Here is a 15,916-nt window from a genome sequence, read left to right as displayed (position 1 = left end):
CGCGCCACAGGTCATCCTGCAGCGTTTGATCAACTGAAGATTTTCTGGAAGAACGCCTTCATGTCCGCCCAGGATTTTTCATCGGCGGCCTTGTTGTAGCCGATATCCGGGCCACCGTGTTCGCCGTGGCTCAAGCGGTCGGCATCCGGATTGGTGAAACCATGTTTGGCGCCGTTGAGGCTGACGAACGTGTAGTCGGCACCGGCGTTGCCCATTTCCGCCTTGAACGCGGTGACGTTGTCGGCGCTGACCATGCTGTCCAGCGCGCCATGTTCGACCAGAATCTTTGCCCTCACACTGCCGGGCGTGGCCGGGGTCGTGGTTGCCAGTGCACCATGGAAACTCACCACACCTGCCAGCGGCACACCCTGGCGCGCAGCGTTCAGGACCACGCCACCGCCGAAGCAATAGCCGATGGCGGCGATTTTATTAATGTCGGTCTGCGGCTGTTTTTTCAGCAGATCCAGCCCGGCCTCGAAACGCTTGCTCGCAGCGGCCGCGTCCTGGGTCGCGGCCTGCATGAACGCCATCGCATCCTTCGGGTGCTCTGTGTTCTTGCCTTCGCCGTACATGTCGATCGCCAGTGCGCTGTAACCCAGCCCGGCGAGGTCGCGTGCGCGGCGCTTGGCGTAATCGTTCAGGCCCCACCATTCATGCACCACCACCACGCCCGGGCGCTTGCCCTTGATCGCGTCGTCGTAGGCGTAATAGCCGATCAGTTGTGTGCCGTCGGCGCTCTGGTAGGGAATCTCCTGAGTCTTGATCGCGGCGTTGGCCAGGCTGCTGACAGCGAGCAGGGTGAGTGCGAGGAACAGGCGCATGGTCGGTCTCCTTGTCGAAAGTGGTCAGGACAGCCTAGTCGATTTGATTCGGCGCCGGTTTCAGAGAGTGTTCAGGGCAGGTACAGGGGCGGCTTGCTAACCTTGCACCCTACCGAACAGCAGTGAGAAAGTTGTTGCCTGTGCCGTCGCCTTCGCGAGCAGGTTCGCCCCCACAGGTAGGCTGTTGAAGTTGGAGCGTTTGATTTACCCGGGAGAGCGTTATGAAATTGTTGGTCGTCGAAGATGAAGCGCTGTTGCGTCATCACCTGCAAACCCGCCTCACGGAGAGCGGTCACGTGGTCGAGTCCGTGGCCAATGCCGAAGAGGCGCTGTACCAGACCGGACAGTTCAACTTCGATCTGGCGGTGATCGATCTGGGCTTGCCGGGCATGGGCGGTCTCGACCTGATTCGCCAGTTGCGCTCCGGCGGCAAGGCCTTCCCGATCCTGATCCTCACCGCGCGCGGCAACTGGCAGGACAAGGTCGAAGGCCTCGCCGCCGGCGCCGACGACTATCTGGTCAAGCCGTTTCAGTTCGAAGAACTCGATGCGCGGCTGAATGCCCTGTTGCGCCGCTCCAGCGGGTTCACCCAATCGACCATCGTCGCCGGGCCGTTGTTGCTCGACCTGAATCGCAAACAGGCATCGCTGGATGAAGAGCCGCTGGCGTTGACGGCCTACGAATACCGCATCCTTGAATACCTGATGCGGCACCACCAGCAAGTGGTGCCCAAGGATCGCTTGATGGAACAGCTTTACCCGGATGACGACGAACGCGATCCGAATGTCATCGAAGTGCTGGTCGGCCGTTTGCGCCGCAAGCTCGAAGGCCCGGCCGGGTTCAAACCGATCGACACCGTGCGGGGTCTCGGCTACCTGTTCAATGAGCGCTGCACTTGATTCGTTCCCTTCGCGTTCGCTTGATGCTCGCCGCCGCCACGTTGGCGGTGTTGTTCATGCTGGCGTTGCTTCCGGCGATGCAAGGTGCGTTCAGTCTCGCGCTGCAGGATTCGATCGAGCAGCGTCTGGCTTCGGACGTCACCACGTTGATTTCCGCGGCGCGGGTCGAGAACGGTCGGCTGCTGATGCCCGATCAGTTGCCGGACGAGCGTTTCAACCTCACCGACTTCCGCTTGCTCGGCTACATCTACGACCGCGAAGGGCATCTGGTCTGGCGTTCGCGAGCCACCCAGGAAGAGCAGATCAATTACAAACCGCGCTACGACGGACTCGGCAACGAGTTCGCGCGGATTCGCGAGACCAACGGTCAGGAATTCTTCGTCTATGACGTTGAAGTCAAACTGCTTGGCGGCAAAAACGCAGCGTTCAGCATCGTCGCCCTGCAACCGGTGCGCGAATACGAAACCACCCTCGAAGGCCTGCGTGAGAATCTCTATCTGGGTTTTGGCGCGGCGCTGCTGGTATTGCTGGTATTGCTCTGGATCGGCCTGTCCTGGGGCCTCAAGGCCTTGCGTCAGCTCAGCCAGGAACTCGATGAAATCGAAGGCGGTACTCGCGAAAGCCTGACTGAACAACACCCGCGCGAACTGTTGCGCCTGACCGGCTCGCTCAACCGTTTGCTGCTCAGCGAGCGGCAACAGCGCAGCCGTTATCGCGACTCCCTCGATGATCTGGCGCACAGCCTGAAAACCCCGTTGGCCGTGCTGCAAGGGGTCAGTGAGGACATGGCCCAGCGCCCCAAGGACCTCGATCAGGCCTGGGTCCTGCAAAGCCAGATCGAACGCATGAGCCAGCAGATCAGCTATCAACTGCAACGCGCCAGCCTGCGCAAAAGCGGTCTGGTGCGCCATCAGGTGCGGCTACAGCCGGTGTTGAAAAGCCTGTGCGACACCCTCGACAAGGTGTATCGCGACAAACGTGTGCGCGTGGCGTTTGATCTGCCGGAGCATTGTTATGTGCCGATCGAGCAGGGCGCTCTGCTGGAGATGATGGGTAACCTGCTGGAGAACGCCTATCGTCTGTGCCTGGGGGAAGTGCGCATCAGCGTGCGCGAGACCCTGGCCGGGGTCGAATTGTGCGTCGAGGACGATGGCCCGGGCGTGCCACCTGATCAGCGTGCGCGAATTCTCGAGCGTGGCGAGCGCCTGGATCGTCAGCATCCGGGGCAGGGCATCGGGCTGGCGGTGGTCAAGGACATCATCGAGAGTTACAACGCCAAACTGATGCTGGGGGATTCGCCGATGGGCGGGGCGGCGTTCAGGATTCATTTTCCGGCGGTTTAGTCGCCGGCCTTTCGGGCGCCATCGCTGGCAAGCCAGCTCCCACAGGTTTCGATGTCGTTCGAGGGTTTTGCGTTCGGCCCGGACACTGGAGCTGGCAAGCCAGCTCCCACAGGTTTCGATGTCGTTCAAGGATTTTGTGTTCGGCCCGGACACTGTAGCTGGCGAGCCAGCTCCCACAGATTTCGATGTCGTTCGAGGGTTTTGTGTTCGGCCCGGAGACTGTGGGAGCTGGCTTGCCAGCGATCAGGCCAGTCAAGGCGCCACAGGCTGCGAGCAGATCACTGCTCCTGCGCCCGATAAGCCCCCGGCGTCAGCCCCGTCCACTTCTTGAACGCCCGGTGAAATGCCGACGGCTCGGAAAACCCGAGCTGCTCGGCGATCTGTTGCAACGACAGATCCGCGCGGCCCAAATGGTAAATGGCGATATCCCGCCGCAACTGATCTTTCAGCGCCTGAAAACTGGTGCCTTCCTCACGCAAATGCCGGCGCAACGTCTGCGGGCTGATGTGCAGGTGCGCGGCCACCGCCTCCAGATCCGGCCAGCGCGCACTGTCGCGGCTGAGCAAGCGGCGCAGGCGGCTGCTGAGGCTGTCGCCGTCGTCGGGGCGCGAGAGCAGGTCGGCGGGGGAGCGCTCGAGGAAATGCTTGAGGGTGCGTTCGTCCTGCAACAACGGCATGTGCAGGTAGCGGCTGTGAAAGACCAGACTGCTCTGCCCGGCGCCGAAGGTCGTGGGGCAGGGGAACAGCAACTCGTATTCCGCACCATGGGCGGGGCGCGGGTAGCTGAACGTGGCCTGTTCGAGGCGAATCCGCTGGCCGATCATCCAACTGCCCAGGCGATGCCAGATCACCAGCAGGCTTTCGCTGAGAAAGTGATCCGGATCCCATAGCTGCGCATCATCGAGACTCAGGCGCACCCATTCGTCTTCACGGCGCAGGCTCAGGCGCGGGGCTTGCGGGAATAGGCTATAAAACAATAAACCGCGTTGCAGTGCCTTCTCCAGATTGCGGCAGTGAATCGAGGCATGGCACATCATGGCGAAACTGCCGGGTTTGCTGGGTGCGTGGCCGAAACCGAGGTATTCGTCGTCCAGGGCCAGCCACAGGTTCTGGATCAACCGGGTGAATTGTTCCGGAGCTATGCGCGCGCGGGGTTCATCTAGCAATTCCGGGCTGATGCCCAGTTGCGACAGCAGGTTCGAATAATCGAAACCCAGGCGACGTGCGCCACCGAGGGCGGCACGGGCGAAATGACTGGCGATGGTGCGTTCGCGCATAAGCGGCAGATCCTTCCTCAGGCGCCGGATGGTAGCCGGCGGCCGGATGCACCTACAAGGCGGATTTCCGCCAAATTGTAGGACCAGAAGCGTCTGGTTGGCGGAAATCCGCCACACATGAGTCACCGGATGGTGACATTCATGCACGTGTAATCCCTGACATCAAAAGGCTTGTAGGCAATCGCACCAAAGTGGCACGACGTTTGCGATACAAGCCACAGAAGCGTGCGTTTCACCTGATGGAAAACGCTGCTCCAACAACAAATCCCTCCAGTGCAGGAGGGTTCGCAATTAAGGTTTCGCGGCCAACAGATGGATGTTGCTACGCGGGACGCTTGAGGAAAACTGCAATGACGACTCGTCAGCCACTGTACAAATCCCTGTATTTCCAGGTGATCGTTGCCATCGCCATCGGCATCCTGCTTGGTCACTTCTACCCTCAGACCGGTGTGGCCCTCAAGCCGCTGGGTGACGGGTTCATCAAACTGATCAAAATGGTCATCGCCCCGATCATCTTCTGTACCGTTGTCAGCGGCATCGCCGGCATGCAGAACATGAAATCCGTGGGCAAGACTGGCGGCTACGCGCTGCTGTACTTCGAAATCGTTTCCACCATTGCCCTGCTGATCGGTCTGATCGTGGTCAACGTTGTGCAACCGGGCGCCGGCATGCACATCGACGTCACCACCCTGGACGCCTCGAAAATCGCCACTTATGTGACGGCCAGTAAAGACCAGAGCATTGTCGGTTTCCTCCTCAATGTAATTCCGAACACCATCGTCGGCGCGTTCGCCACCGGTGACATCCTGCAAGTGCTGATGTTCTCGGTGATCTTCGGCTACGCCCTGCATCGCCTGGGTTCGTACGGTCGTCCGCTGCTGGACATGATCGATCGCTTCGCCCACGTGATGTTCAACATCATCAACATGATCATGAAACTGGCGCCACTGGGTGCATTTGGTGCCATGGCCTTCACCATCGGTGCCTACGGTGTCGGCTCGCTGGTGCAACTGGGCCAGTTGATGATCTGCTTCTACATCACCTGCATCCTGTTCGTGGTGTTGGTGCTGGGTGCGATCTGCCGTGCTCACGGTTTCAGCGTGTTTAAACTGGTACGTTACATCCGTGAAGAACTGTTGATCGTACTGGGTACGTCCTCGTCGGAATCGGCACTGCCACGCATGCTGATCAAGATGGAGCGTCTGGGCGCGAAGAAATCGGTAGTGGGTCTGGTGATCCCGACCGGTTACTCGTTCAACCTCGACGGTACGTCGATCTACCTGACCATGGCGGCCGTGTTCATCGCTCAGGCGACCGACACCCACATGGACATCACCCACCAGATCACCCTGCTGCTGGTACTGCTGTTGTCCTCCAAAGGCGCGGCGGGTGTCACCGGTTCGGGCTTCATCGTACTGGCCGCTACCCTGTCGGCGGTCGGTCACCTGCCGGTGGCCGGTCTGGCGCTGATCCTCGGTATCGACCGCTTCATGTCCGAAGCCCGCGCACTGACCAACCTGGTCGGTAACGCTGTTGCGACCATCGTGGTTGCCAAGTGGGTGAAAGAGCTGGACACCGACGTGCTGCAATCCGAGCTGGCCTCGGGCGGTCGTGGTATCGCTGACACCCGTCCTGAAGATGACCTGGGTGTGGCTGAAGGCGCGACCCCGAGCAACGTCAAGTAACTGCACTCGGGTAATACTCTGTGGCGAGGGGGCAAGCTCCCTCGCGACAGATGCACTGAGAAACCCGCTTCGGCGGGTTTTTTCTTGCCCCTGATTTGAGCGTAACGGTCACCCCCGCTGACATATCCGGTGATTGCCGGACGCGGCATCGCTGCCTAGGCTGGGTGCATTGCCCAAGGAGATCGCCCATGTCTGCGCCGCTGGCCTCATTGAAGATTCTGGATTTCTCGACCCTGCTGCCAGGCCCGTTCGCCTCGCTGTTACTGGCGGATATGGGCGCCGAGGTGCTGCGCATTGAATCGCCGACGCGCATGGATCTGTTGCGGGTATTGCCGCCGCATGATGGCGGAGTATCGGCCAGTCACGCCTACCTCAATCGCAACAAGCGCAGCCTGGCGCTGGATCTGAAACAACCCGAGGCGCTGGAAGTGGTCAAGCAACTGCTGACCGATTACGACATCGTCCTCGAGCAGTTCCGTCCCGGTGTGATGGAGCGTCTGGGTCTGGGGTATGAGGCGCTGAAGGCGATCAATCCGAAGCTGATTTACGTGTCGATCACCGGGTACGGTCAGACCGGGCCGTACAGGGATCGCGCCGGGCATGACATCAACTACCTCGCACTGGCCGGGCTGGCCAGTTATACCGGTCGCGCCGACAGCGGTCCGTTGCCGCTGGGCATGCAGGTGGCGGATATCGCCGGTGGTTCGCTGCACGGCGTGATCGGCCTGCTGGCGGCGGTGATTGCCCGGCAACAGAGCGGGCAGGGCACCCATCTGGACGTGAGCATGACCGATTGCGCGTTCAGTCTGCACGCGATGGCCGGTGCCGGTTACCTGGCCTGTGACGAGGAACCGCACTGGGAAGACCAGATGCTCAATGGCGGCAGCTTTTATGACTATTACCGCTCGCGTGACGGGCGCTGGTTGTCGGTGGGCAGTCTGGAGCCGGCCTTCATGCAGCAACTGTGTGCGGCGTTGGGCCGGCCAGAGTTGGCGGCGCAGGGCTTGTCGCCCAAGCCCGAGCAGCAGCGGTTATTGAAGGACGCACTGAAAGTGGAATTCGAGAAACACGACTTTGCCGAGCTGTGTGAATTGTTCGCCGGGGTCGATGCCTGTGTCGAGCCAGTGCTGAATCTGAGCGAGGCGGTGCTGCATCCCCAGTTGCAGGCGCGTGAACTGGTGACCCAGGTGCCGCGTGGGGATGGTACGACGCAGGCGCAGATTGCCTGTCCGCTGAAATTCTCCGAGGCGCTGCCGGCACCGCGACATGTCGGGGCGGGGTTGGGGCAGCATACGGAGCAGGTGTTGGGCGAGTTGGGGTTTGGTGCGCAGCGGATTGCCGAGTTGCGTGCTTCCAAAGTCATTCTTTAGGGCCTGTACCGGCCTCATCGCTGGCAAGCCAGCTCCCACAGGTTATGTGTCGTGTACAGAGCCTGTGAACACCCGGAAACTGTGTGAGCTGGCAAGTCAGCTCCCACAGGTTTTGTGTCGTGTACAGAGCCTGTGAGCACCTGGAAACTGTGGGAGCTGGCTTGCCAGCGATGAGGCCCTGCGGTCCAGCTGAAAACTGACTATTCCACCCGCATCTCACCACTGAATACCAAGGTGTTGCGGCATCTACGGCACAAATACCGTCGCCCCTGGCGCACCAGGCTATGACGCTGTGCCGAAAACGGAAAATCACTGTCGGCGCACGGGCATTTGTAGATGTAGCGGGTCACGCTGCGGCGTTTGACGGCGTAGGTGTGGCAGCGATCCGGCGGCAGTTCATAGACCCCGCGCATGATCAGTTGCCACTCTTCGCCGTGTGGCTGGATGCGGTCGCCGAACAGTTGATGGGCGATCAGGTGCGCGACTTCGTGGGCCACGGTCTGCTTGAGGAAGTGTTCGGTGTTTTCCCGGTACAGCTGCGGGTTGAAGCGCAGCAGGTTCTCGTGCAGATGCGCGACACCGGCTTTTTGCCCGCGCAGCTTGAGGCTGACGACGGGGCGTTGGAAATGACGTTTGAAAAAGGCTTCTGCGAGTTGGTAACAGTCTTCGACGCGGGTATTGAGTTGCTCGGGCATGCTTGATGGATCTCCAGAGGCGTCGAGTATGCCGCAACCTCCCGGACTTGCGAATCGCCGACCTGCCGAATGGTCATCCGCCAAACGAGAAGGCCGCCTTGCGGCGGCCTGTATTGGCAGATCTTGTCGTTCTCGGGGGGGAATCATGTCAGTTGGTATACACCGGCCCTACGCCGAGGCCCCAGACAATCACGGTGAACGCCATGATGGCCACCAGCACCACCAGACCGACCGCGAGCACTGAGCTGGAAAACAGAAAGCCTTCGTCCGAGGGAATGTTCATGAACGTCGGCAACCCGACGTACAGCAGGTAGACCGTGTAGCAAATGGCCGCCGTGCCGACGATCATCCCCAGCCACATGTGCGGATACAGCGCCGCCAGGCCGCCGACGAACAGCGGCGTTGCGGTGTAGGTGGCGAACGCGACGCAACGGGCGAGGCTCGGGTTGGCGTCATAGGTGCGCGCCATCCAGTGCACGAAAGCGCCCATCACCGCGACCCCACCGAGCATCGCCAGGTATGACATCACAGTCATCCAGATCGCGCTTTCGACGGTGAGCATCACCGGCGCCCGGTTGCCGATCACCCAGCCAACCTGGGTGGTGCCGATAAACGCCGAAACGGCCGGAATCGCCGCGAGAATCAGCGTGTGGGTCAGGTACATGTGGCTGATGCTTTCCTCTTGGTCGCCACGGATCTCCTTCCATTCCTGATCGGGGTGGGTAAACAGTCCCACTACGTGATGGATCATGCCAGTCACTCCTCTTGTTATTGCCATCGCCCCCCAGCGGAGCGCCTACGGGCCAAGGTGGCCGAGCAAATACAGGTCTTCAGATGTGTGCGACCTTATGACGCAGTATAGAAAGGTCTTAACCGCACTGGGACTGGGGGCTTAGAGCAAATCGCGCTGTAAATACGGGGCTTAATCGCCTTGGGGTCTTGGCATCTGCTCTTTTTTATCTTTGAAATACATTTGTGGTGAGGGGATTTATCCCCGATGGGGTGCGAAGCCGCCCCAAAACCTCAGAACTCTATTTTCCCGATACTTCGCGATGGATGGTTTGACGACTGCTGCGCAGCCGATCGGGGATAAATCCCCTCGCCACAGAGGGCAATGCAGACCTCGGAAGAATGGGGCAGACTCTCGGCCCTTCGCCCCCACGGGGTTTTTGCGTAAAATGCCCGCCTTTCGTCACACCTCACGGATTTCGCGTCATGGGCACTCTTACGGTCAACCAGAACAAACTGCAAAAGCGCCTGCGCCGCCTGGCCGGCGAAGCGGTCGCCGATTTCAACATGATCGAAGACGGCGACAAGGTCATGGTCTGCCTGTCCGGAGGCAAGGACAGCTACACCATGCTCGACGTGTTGATGCACCTGCAGAAGGTTGCACCGATCAAGTTCGAGATCGTCGCGGTGAACATGGACCAGAAGCAGCCGGGTTTCCCCGAGCACGTGCTGCCGGCCTACCTGAAAGAGCTGGGCGTCGAGTACCACATCGTCGAGAAAGACACCTACTCGGTGGTCAAGGAGCTGGTGCCGGAAGGCAAGACCACCTGCTCGCTGTGCTCGCGCCTGCGTCGCGGCACGCTGTACACCTTTGCCGACGAAATCGGCGCGACCAAAATGGCCCTCGGTCACCATCGCGATGACATCGTCGAGACGTTCTTCCTCAACATGTTCTTCAACGGCACCCTCAAGGCGATGCCGCCGAAACTGCGTGCCGATGACGGCCGTAACGTGGTGATCCGCCCGCTGGCCTACTGCAACGAGAAGGACATCCAGGCCTACTCGGACTTCAAGGCTTTCCCGATCATCCCGTGCAACCTCTGCGGTTCGCAGGAAAACCTGCAGCGTCAGGTGGTCAAGGAAATGCTTCAGGACTGGGAGCGCAAGACCCCGGGTCGAACCGAAAGCATCTTCCGCAGTCTGCAGAACGTGGTGCCGTCGCAACTGGCCGACCGCAATCTGTTCGACTTCACCAGCCTGAAGATCGACGAAACAGCGGCTTCGCGCTTCGTTAACGTCGTCAACCTGTAAACATACTTCAAATGTGGGAGCGAGCTTGCTCGCGAAGGCGTCGTGTCAGCCGACATCAATGTTGAATGGCATACCGCTTTCGCGAGCAAGCCTGCTCCCACAGTGTTTTGTGTTCAAAGGTAGAATTTCATTTTCATTTCCCAGGAGAGGGCATGCGCGATTACAAGTGGCTGCACGAATACTGTCTGAACCGCTTCGGTTCGGCGGCTGAACTGGAAGCCCATCTGCCCGTTCCCAAGACTGCGGCGCAATTGCGCAAGATCAGCGATGACCGCTACCTCTCGACCATGGCCCTGCGCGTGTTCCGCGCCGGGCTCAAGCACAGTCTGGTGGACGCCAAGTGGCCGGCCTTCGAGGACGTGTTCTTCAAGTTCGACCCGGAAAAAGTCGTGCTGATGAGCGCCGAGCACCTCGAACGCCTGATGCAGGACGCGCGGATCATCCGCCACCTGGGCAAGCTCAAGAGCGTGCCGCGCAATGCGCAGTTCATCCTCGATGTCGAGAAGGAGAAGGGCAGTTTCGGCGCGCTGATCGCTGACTGGCCGGTGACCGATATCGTCGGTCTGTGGACCTACCTGAAAAAGCACGGGAGTCAGCTGGGCGGGCTGTCGGCGCCACGCTTTTTGCGCATGGTCGGCAAGGATACCTTCGTGCCGAGCTACGACGTGGTCGCCGCGCTGAATGCACAAAAGATCGTCGACAAGGCCCCGACCAGCCTGCGCGATCTGGCGATTGTGCAGGAGACGTTCAACCAGTGGCATGAACAGAGTGGCGGGCGGCCGATGAGCCAGATTTCGATGATGCTCGCTTACACCGTCAATCATTAAGACCGCGTCGCTCTAATCGCTGGCAAGCCAGCTCCCACAGGGCCTGTGTTGAAACACAACTTAGTGATCGACACAGAAACCTGTGGGAGCTGGCTTGCCAGCGATAGCGGTTTGTCAGGCGACGGAGACTTCGCCTTCACCCGCCAGTTTGCGATTCAACTGATACCGCCAGCGCACATACAGCAGCGCCGAACAGAACAGCGCCAGGCTGGCGACCATCTCCAACACGCCAAACAGCTGGCGGCTCGGGTCATAGGCCGCCAGTGCGCCCTTGATGAAATACAGGTTCACCACAAAGCACATCCACGAATGCCCGCGGGCGCTGCCCATGATCATCGCCGGTGCGAGAACGATCCACGGGATCAGCTCGACCAGCAGAATCACCCACGGTCGGGCGCCGTGCAGGTCGGCGAACACCAGGTAGTAAGCGGCGAGCAGCCCGGCGAGGCCGAAGAAGCACAGCAGGCTGATGATCCGCATTGCCTTGACGCGGGGTTCGAGCCACTCGACGGAGGGCAGGACTTTCGGCTTCTTCGCCACCCTCAGCCCTCCAGTTTTTGTGCGGTCTTGGCCAGGCGCAGGCCCAGCGCGCGACACAGTGCCATTTCGTGCTGATCGAGGCCTTTTTTACCGTCCGCCCCGGCGTGATGGCTGGCGCCGTAAGGCGTGCCGCCGCCCTGGGTTTCCAGCAGCGCCGACTCGCTGTACGGCAGGCCGGTGATCAGCATGCCGTGGTGCAACAGCGGCAGCATCATCGACAGCAGAGTGGTTTCCTGGCCGCCGTGCAGGCTGGCGGTGGAGGTGAACACACCGGCCGGTTTGCCCACCAGTGCACCGGTCAGCCACAGGTTGCTGGTGCCGTCGAGGAAGTACTTCAGCGGCGCGGCCATGTTGCCGAAGCGGGTCGGGCTGCCCAAGGCCAGGCCGGCGCAGTTCTTCAGGTCATCGAGGGTGGCGTAGAGCGCACCTTCGTCGGGAATGTCCGGGGCCACCGCTTCACACTCGGTGGAGATCGCCGGCACGGTGCGCAGGCGCGCTTCGAGGCCGGCCTGCTCGACACCGCGAGCAATCTGCCGGGCCATCTCGTTGGTCGAGCCGCTGCGGCTGTAATACAACACCAGAATGTACGGCGCGCTCACGGCAGCAACTCCAGGATCTGCTCCGGCGGACGACCGATCACGGCCTTGTCGCCGACTTCGAGAATCGGTCGCTCCATCAGCTTCGGATGTTCGGCGATGGCGGCGATCAATTGCGCTTCGCTGAGGTTTGTGTCGGCCAGCTGAAGCATTTTGTATTCATCTTCCCCGGTGCGCAGCAACTGGCGTGCGCTGATCCCGAGCTTGCCGAGCAGGGCCTTGATTTGCGCCGCGTTCAGCGGGGTTTCCAGGTAACGCACGACGTTCGGGGTCAGGCCGCGGGCTTCAAGAAGCTCCAGTGCGCCGCGGGATTTCGAGCAGCGCGGATTGTGATAAAGCGTCAGATCGGTCATGGCGGGTCGCTTCTGGCGTAAAGTGGCGGCTATTCTAACTGTGCAGCGCGCAATCCAGAACCGTCAGAGGCGTTGGGTCGCAGGCGCATTCAATTTTTGACCAGGGAACATGACATGACACGGCGATTGGCAGCGGCATTGACGATGATCGGGGCGTTGATGCTGGGGGGCTGCGGCAATGATTACGGGATCGACCAGAACGGCCAGAAAGTCGCGTCCGAGCGTTTGGACAAACAATGGGTGGTGCTCAACTACTGGGCTGAATGGTGCGGTCCGTGCCGCACGGAAATTCCGGAACTCAATCATCTGGCTGAGGAGCTGAAAGGCAAGAACATCGGCGTGTTCGGGGTCAACTTCGACAACGTGCAGGGCGAGGATCTCAAGTCTGCCAGCGAGAAGCTGGGCATCAAATTCACCGTGCTGGCGCAGGATCCGGCGGACCTGTTCGACGTGCCGCGCAGTGAGGCTTTGCCGGTGACCTACATCATCGACAACAAGGGCAAGGTGCGTGAGCAGTTGATGGGCGAGCAGACGGCGGCGGGGGTGATGGCGAAGCTTGAGGCGCTACAAGCGACCAAGTAACGTCAAAAGCCCCTCACCCCAGCCCTCTCCCGGAGGGAGAGGGGGCCGACCGAGGTGTCTTACGAGCTACACCGACCTGAGAGATCGAGCGGATTACGGATTCACCAAAGCAAGATCCAGTCGATTATGGATTCGCCAAAGGAAAATCCAGTCGATTATGGGTTCGCCAAAGCAAGGCCCAGTCGATTATGGATTCGCCAAAGCAAGATCCAGCGGATTATGGATTCGCCAAAGCAAGGTCCAGTCGATTATGGGTTCGCCAAAGCAAAATCCAGTCGATTATGGATTCGGTGAAGGCCTTTCAGGTCGGCGTACCTCTTCAATATCCCCCAATCAGTCCCCTCTCCCTCTGGGAGAGGGTTAGGGTGAGGGCTTTGGCGGCCTGAGGGTTAACCCTCTTCCAGCCACCAGCGCAATGGCTTGCCTTCAGCCGGCCAGAAGCGCATCTGCTCGATCGGCGAGACGTCCCAGCGTTCGACGCCTTGCAGCGCCTGCAGGAAGCGTTGTTCCTGCTCCATCAACGCGGGTGCGCAGAGTTTGCGGGTCTTGCCGATTTTGCCGAAGCTCAGCTTGTCGCCGTCGAGGGTGTACGGCGCGAACCAGTGATTGCAGCCGCCATTGCCATACGCGCGACCATCGTCGCCGAGGGTCACGGTCAGATGGCTGTAATCCATCAATGGTCGCTCGCCGATCCACTCCAGAATGTAGCTGCGGTTCTGCTGCAACTGCACAGGCTCCGCGGCGCAGCCAACCAGGCCTGCACCGATCAGCGCAGTCAGGGCCAGGCCTTTCATCACGCGGGCTCCTGGCATTTCGGGCACAGGTGCTTGTCGCCGACGGCTTTCCAGCCCAGCTCGGCGATGCGCGCCGTGGCGGCCGGTTGCTCGGCGGCCTTGCCCAGTTTGGCGTCCACGGCGAATTCGAAGCTCAGCTCTTTGGCGCAGCTGTCGCAGTTGACCTGCCAGGTGTGAATCGCCAGTTCGCCGAACACCGGGCCCGTGGTCATCGCGGTCCATTGACCCGGCGGGTTGATCAGGTGGCGCACGGTTTCGACGGTCAGGCGCATGGACAAGTCCTTGCTGCCTTTGAGGGTCACCAACAGGGTATCGCCGATGCGGATCGAGCCACCGTTGCCGGTAACCTGATAGCGGCCGGGTACGAGGGCGCGGCATTCGGTGAGGGTGTGTTGCGGGTTCATCAGGGTGTAGCGGAAATCGTGTTCGACCATGGGTCCTCCAAATATGCGCGACATGCTAGCACGGGCTCGATTGCAGAATGGTGCACGCGTGCGACCTTCGATCCGGTTCAAATCGACCGACGCTCATGGCAAACTGCCGCCCTCGACTCTGAAGGAACGGAACATGGCGCTGATCGAATGTTATGAATGCAAGCGGAGCATCAGCTCCGAAGCCCAGGCGTGCATTCATTGCGGGGCTCCGATGGCGGAGCAACCGGTACAGGCGCACGTGCAAGCGGGGCCGGCGCAGGCATCGACAATTTCGTTCGGTAGCCTGCCGCGCAACCGGGCAGTCCCCGAGGCTGCCGCCGTGCCTCCGGTCGCCGAGCCGCTACCGAAAGTGATGCCGGCCGCCGCGGGGCGTCGCCGTCGCCAGCAAGCCGCGCAAGCGGTGGAGGCTCACGTCAATGCCGACGGCAGCCGTCCGGTGGAAGGCTGGCTGAAGATCATGGTGTTTCTGCTGCCGATGGTGTTCGTCTGGTTCCTGCTGCGCAACGGCCATTCGGCGAAACAGCGGCTGTTCGGTTTCGGCTGGCTGGGCCTGCTGATTCTGGCGTCCTCGCTCTCGCCGAAATAACCCTCAACCTTCGACCTGGTTCTGCGGCGTTCCTGCCGCCCAGGTCGCGATGTTGTGTAAGGTCGTCGCCGCGATCGCGCCCAGCGCTTCATGGGTCAGAAACGCCTGATGCGCCGTGACGATCACGTTGGGAAACGTCAGCAGACGCGCCAGCACATCGTCCTGCAACGGCAGGTCGGAACGGTCCTCGAAAAACAGCTGCGCTTCCTCCTCATACACATCCAGCCCCAGATAGCCCAGTTGACCGTCCTTCAACGCGTCGATCAGCGCCGGCGTGTCCACCAGACCGCCGCGTCCGGTGTTGATCAGCATGGCGCCCGCTTGCATGTGCGCCAGTGAGTCTCGGTTGATCAAGTGCCTGCTTTGCTCGTTGAGCGGGCAGTGCAGGCTGATGATGCGTGATTGCGCGAGCAGTTCCGGCAGGCTCAGATAACGCGCGCCCAACGCCAGCACGGCGGGATTGGGAAAGGGGTCGTAGGCCAGCAGTTCACAGCCGAAGCCATGCATGATTTTCGCGAAGGTCGCGCCGATCTGCCCGGTGCCGACCACACCGACCGTTTTACCGACCAGATCGAAACCGGTCAGGCCGTGCAGGCTGAAATCACCTTCGCGGGTGCGGTTATAGGCACGGTGCAAACGCCGGTTGAGCGCGAGGATCAGCGCCACTGCGTGCTCGGCCACCGCATGTGGCGAGTAGGCCGGGACGCGCACCACCGACAGGCCCAGGCGTTTCGCCGCGACCAGATCGACATGGTTGTAACCGGCCGAGCGCAAGGCGATCAGCCGTGTGCCGCCGGTGGCCAGGCGTTCCAGCACCGGTGCACTGAGATCGTCATTGATAAAGGCGCAGACCACCTCGTGATGTTCGGCCAGGGCCGCCGTATCGAGGCTCAGCCGGGCTGCTTGAAAGTGCAGCTCAAGGCCGGCCGGACAGGTGGCGGCGAGAAAGCTCTCGCGGTCGTAGGTCTGGCTGCTGAAAACAATCGTGCGCATGAATTCCTCCTGGAACAGCGTGGCCGGTCAGTATCGACCTGCCACTACCTTAGCGTGAGCGCGCGGCATCGGCATTGTCGT

At 60.9% G+C, this 15,916-nt stretch carries 19 protein-coding genes; 9 read left to right on the top strand and 10 right to left on the bottom strand.

Features of this window, described 5'->3' with window-relative positions; genetic code table 11:
- Positions 1 to 29: 29 nt before the first annotated feature.
- Complete coding sequence (locus ACXX9E_RS26220; protein WP_458556421.1) at positions 30 to 821, bottom strand: dienelactone hydrolase family protein; 792 nt, start codon at positions 819 to 821, stop codon at positions 30 to 32.
- A gap of 221 nt (positions 822 to 1,042) precedes the next feature.
- On the opposite strand from ACXX9E_RS26220, the gene ACXX9E_RS26215 reads away from it, so the two are divergent.
- Genes ACXX9E_RS26215 through ACXX9E_RS26205 form a run of 3 tightly spaced genes read left to right on the top strand, consistent with a single transcriptional unit; the run spans position 1,043 to position 3,221 of the window.
- Positions 1,043 to 1,720, top strand: a complete 678-nt coding sequence (locus tag ACXX9E_RS26215) for a response regulator transcription factor (protein ID WP_123466936.1) — start codon at positions 1,043 to 1,045, stop codon at positions 1,718 to 1,720.
- Positions 1,717 to 3,063, top strand: a complete 1,347-nt coding sequence (locus ACXX9E_RS26210; protein ID WP_123466934.1) for an ATP-binding protein — start codon at positions 1,717 to 1,719, stop codon at positions 3,061 to 3,063. The genes ACXX9E_RS26215 and ACXX9E_RS26210 overlap by 4 nt, the downstream gene beginning before the upstream one ends.
- 20 nt (positions 3,064 to 3,083) lie before the next feature.
- A complete protein-coding gene (locus ACXX9E_RS26205; RefSeq protein WP_458556617.1) occupies positions 3,084 to 3,221 on the top strand; it encodes a hypothetical protein in 138 nt (45 codons plus the stop codon).
- A gap of 120 nt (positions 3,222 to 3,341) precedes the next feature.
- On the opposite strand, the gene ACXX9E_RS26200 is transcribed toward ACXX9E_RS26205, so the two are convergent.
- Positions 3,342 to 4,340: an AraC family transcriptional regulator gene (locus ACXX9E_RS26200; RefSeq protein ID WP_123466933.1), complete on the bottom strand. Its 999-nt coding sequence runs from the start codon at positions 4,338 to 4,340 to the stop codon at positions 3,342 to 3,344.
- A 350-nt stretch (positions 4,341 to 4,690) separates the two neighbouring features.
- Here ACXX9E_RS26200 and ACXX9E_RS26195 point away from each other — a divergent pair, with 350 nt between their 5' ends.
- Both ACXX9E_RS26195 and ACXX9E_RS26190 read left to right on the top strand, forming a co-directional pair.
- The gene (locus tag ACXX9E_RS26195) at positions 4,691 to 6,025 is read left to right on the top strand and encodes a dicarboxylate/amino acid:cation symporter (protein ID WP_458556420.1); all 1,335 of its coding nucleotides are present in this window, start codon (positions 4,691 to 4,693) and stop codon (positions 6,023 to 6,025) included.
- Between the two features lie 188 nt (positions 6,026 to 6,213).
- Entirely contained in the window at positions 6,214 to 7,395 is a 1,182-nt protein-coding gene (locus ACXX9E_RS26190; protein WP_458556419.1) for a CaiB/BaiF CoA transferase family protein, read from the top strand.
- Positions 7,396 to 7,595: 200 nt separating this feature from the next.
- Here the strand turns inward: ACXX9E_RS26190 and ACXX9E_RS26185 are convergent, their stop codons facing one another.
- Entirely contained in the window at positions 7,596 to 8,090 is a 495-nt protein-coding gene (locus ACXX9E_RS26185) for a SprT family zinc-dependent metalloprotease (RefSeq protein ID WP_041067555.1), read from the bottom strand.
- A gap of 148 nt (positions 8,091 to 8,238) precedes the next feature.
- Positions 8,239 to 8,841, bottom strand: a complete 603-nt coding sequence (locus ACXX9E_RS26180) for a Yip1 family protein (protein WP_007917515.1) — start codon at positions 8,839 to 8,841, stop codon at positions 8,239 to 8,241.
- Positions 8,842 to 9,305: 464 nt separating this feature from the next.
- Between ACXX9E_RS26180 and ttcA the strand changes: the two genes are divergently transcribed.
- Together ttcA and ACXX9E_RS26170 are read left to right on the top strand one after the other, a co-directional pair.
- Positions 9,306 to 10,130: a tRNA 2-thiocytidine(32) synthetase TtcA gene (ttcA, locus tag ACXX9E_RS26175; protein ID WP_123466926.1), complete on the top strand. Its 825-nt coding sequence runs from the start codon at positions 9,306 to 9,308 to the stop codon at positions 10,128 to 10,130.
- Between the two features lie 152 nt (positions 10,131 to 10,282).
- The gene (locus ACXX9E_RS26170) at positions 10,283 to 10,957 is read left to right on the top strand and encodes a DNA-3-methyladenine glycosylase I (RefSeq protein WP_123466922.1); all 675 of its coding nucleotides are present in this window, start codon (positions 10,283 to 10,285) and stop codon (positions 10,955 to 10,957) included.
- Between the two features lie 114 nt (positions 10,958 to 11,071).
- Here ACXX9E_RS26170 and ACXX9E_RS26165 read toward each other — a convergent pair whose 3' ends face one another.
- The 3 genes from ACXX9E_RS26165 to arsC are packed head-to-tail and all read right to left on the bottom strand — an operon-like array spanning position 11,072 to position 12,446.
- On the bottom strand, positions 11,072 to 11,497 hold the full coding sequence (locus ACXX9E_RS26165; RefSeq protein ID WP_123466921.1) for a DUF2069 domain-containing protein: 426 nt from the start codon (positions 11,495 to 11,497) through the stop codon (positions 11,072 to 11,074).
- Positions 11,498 to 11,499: 2 nt separating this feature from the next.
- Positions 11,500 to 12,096, bottom strand: coding sequence for an NAD(P)H:quinone oxidoreductase (gene wrbA / locus ACXX9E_RS26160; RefSeq protein ID WP_128615318.1), 597 nt, complete (start codon positions 12,094 to 12,096; stop codon positions 11,500 to 11,502).
- Positions 12,093 to 12,446, bottom strand: a complete 354-nt coding sequence (arsC, locus tag ACXX9E_RS26155) for an arsenate reductase (glutaredoxin) (protein ID WP_123466916.1) — start codon at positions 12,444 to 12,446, stop codon at positions 12,093 to 12,095. The genes wrbA and arsC overlap by 4 nt, the downstream gene beginning before the upstream one ends.
- A gap of 114 nt (positions 12,447 to 12,560) precedes the next feature.
- Here arsC and ACXX9E_RS26150 point away from each other — a divergent pair, with 114 nt between their 5' ends.
- Positions 12,561 to 13,028 (top strand): TlpA family protein disulfide reductase, encoded by a 468-nt coding sequence (locus ACXX9E_RS26150; RefSeq protein ID WP_123466914.1) that lies wholly within the window; start codon positions 12,561 to 12,563, stop codon positions 13,026 to 13,028.
- A gap of 389 nt (positions 13,029 to 13,417) precedes the next feature.
- On the opposite strand, the gene ACXX9E_RS26145 is transcribed toward ACXX9E_RS26150, so the two are convergent.
- Positions 13,418 to 13,822: an META domain-containing protein gene (locus ACXX9E_RS26145; protein WP_123466912.1), complete on the bottom strand. Its 405-nt coding sequence runs from the start codon at positions 13,820 to 13,822 to the stop codon at positions 13,418 to 13,420.
- A complete protein-coding gene (locus tag ACXX9E_RS26140) occupies positions 13,822 to 14,256 on the bottom strand; it encodes a hypothetical protein (RefSeq protein ID WP_123466910.1) in 435 nt (144 codons plus the stop codon). The genes ACXX9E_RS26145 and ACXX9E_RS26140 overlap by 1 nt, the downstream gene beginning before the upstream one ends.
- Before the next feature lie 133 nt (positions 14,257 to 14,389).
- On the opposite strand from ACXX9E_RS26140, the gene ACXX9E_RS26135 reads away from it, so the two are divergent.
- A complete protein-coding gene (locus ACXX9E_RS26135) occupies positions 14,390 to 14,842 on the top strand; it encodes a hypothetical protein (RefSeq protein WP_123466908.1) in 453 nt (150 codons plus the stop codon).
- Positions 14,843 to 14,845: 3 nt separating this feature from the next.
- On the opposite strand, the gene ACXX9E_RS26130 is transcribed toward ACXX9E_RS26135, so the two are convergent.
- Positions 14,846 to 15,835 (bottom strand): 2-hydroxyacid dehydrogenase, encoded by a 990-nt coding sequence (locus tag ACXX9E_RS26130; RefSeq protein WP_458556418.1) that lies wholly within the window; start codon positions 15,833 to 15,835, stop codon positions 14,846 to 14,848.
- Between the last annotated feature and the right edge of the window lie 81 nt (positions 15,836 to 15,916).

The sequence above is a fragment of the Pseudomonas sp. GNP014 genome, from assembly GCF_054344005.1.
Note: the sequence above shows the minus strand (reverse complement) of the source record. Positions and strands in the feature narration are given on the sequence as shown.

Excerpts from the sequence above, each read along its gene's own strand:
- ACXX9E_RS26220 (WP_458556421.1), bottom strand. The coding sequence starts at position 821 with ATGCGCCTGTTCCTCGCACTCACCCTGCTCGCTGTCAGCAGCCTGGCC.
- ACXX9E_RS26215 (WP_123466936.1), top strand. The coding sequence starts at position 1,043 with ATGAAATTGTTGGTCGTCGAAGATGAAGCGCTGTTGCGTCATCACCTG.
- ACXX9E_RS26200 (WP_123466933.1), bottom strand. The coding sequence starts at position 4,340 with ATGCGCGAACGCACCATCGCCAGTCATTTCGCCCGTGCCGCCCTCGGT.
- ACXX9E_RS26195 (WP_458556420.1), top strand. The coding sequence starts at position 4,691 with ATGACGACTCGTCAGCCACTGTACAAATCCCTGTATTTCCAGGTGATC.
- ACXX9E_RS26190 (WP_458556419.1), top strand. The coding sequence starts at position 6,214 with ATGTCTGCGCCGCTGGCCTCATTGAAGATTCTGGATTTCTCGACCCTG.
- ACXX9E_RS26185 (WP_041067555.1), bottom strand. The coding sequence starts at position 8,090 with ATGCCCGAGCAACTCAATACCCGCGTCGAAGACTGTTACCAACTCGCA.
- ACXX9E_RS26180 (WP_007917515.1), bottom strand. The coding sequence starts at position 8,841 with ATGATCCATCACGTAGTGGGACTGTTTACCCACCCCGATCAGGAATGG.
- ttcA (WP_123466926.1), top strand. The coding sequence starts at position 9,306 with ATGGGCACTCTTACGGTCAACCAGAACAAACTGCAAAAGCGCCTGCGC.
- ACXX9E_RS26170 (WP_123466922.1), top strand. The coding sequence starts at position 10,283 with ATGCGCGATTACAAGTGGCTGCACGAATACTGTCTGAACCGCTTCGGT.
- arsC (WP_123466916.1), bottom strand. The coding sequence starts at position 12,446 with ATGACCGATCTGACGCTTTATCACAATCCGCGCTGCTCGAAATCCCGC.
- ACXX9E_RS26150 (WP_123466914.1), top strand. The coding sequence starts at position 12,561 with ATGACACGGCGATTGGCAGCGGCATTGACGATGATCGGGGCGTTGATG.
- ACXX9E_RS26145 (WP_123466912.1), bottom strand. The coding sequence starts at position 13,822 with ATGAAAGGCCTGGCCCTGACTGCGCTGATCGGTGCAGGCCTGGTTGGC.
- ACXX9E_RS26140 (WP_123466910.1), bottom strand. The coding sequence starts at position 14,256 with ATGGTCGAACACGATTTCCGCTACACCCTGATGAACCCGCAACACACC.
- ACXX9E_RS26135 (WP_123466908.1), top strand. The coding sequence starts at position 14,390 with ATGGCGCTGATCGAATGTTATGAATGCAAGCGGAGCATCAGCTCCGAA.
- ACXX9E_RS26130 (WP_458556418.1), bottom strand. The coding sequence starts at position 15,835 with ATGCGCACGATTGTTTTCAGCAGCCAGACCTACGACCGCGAGAGCTTT.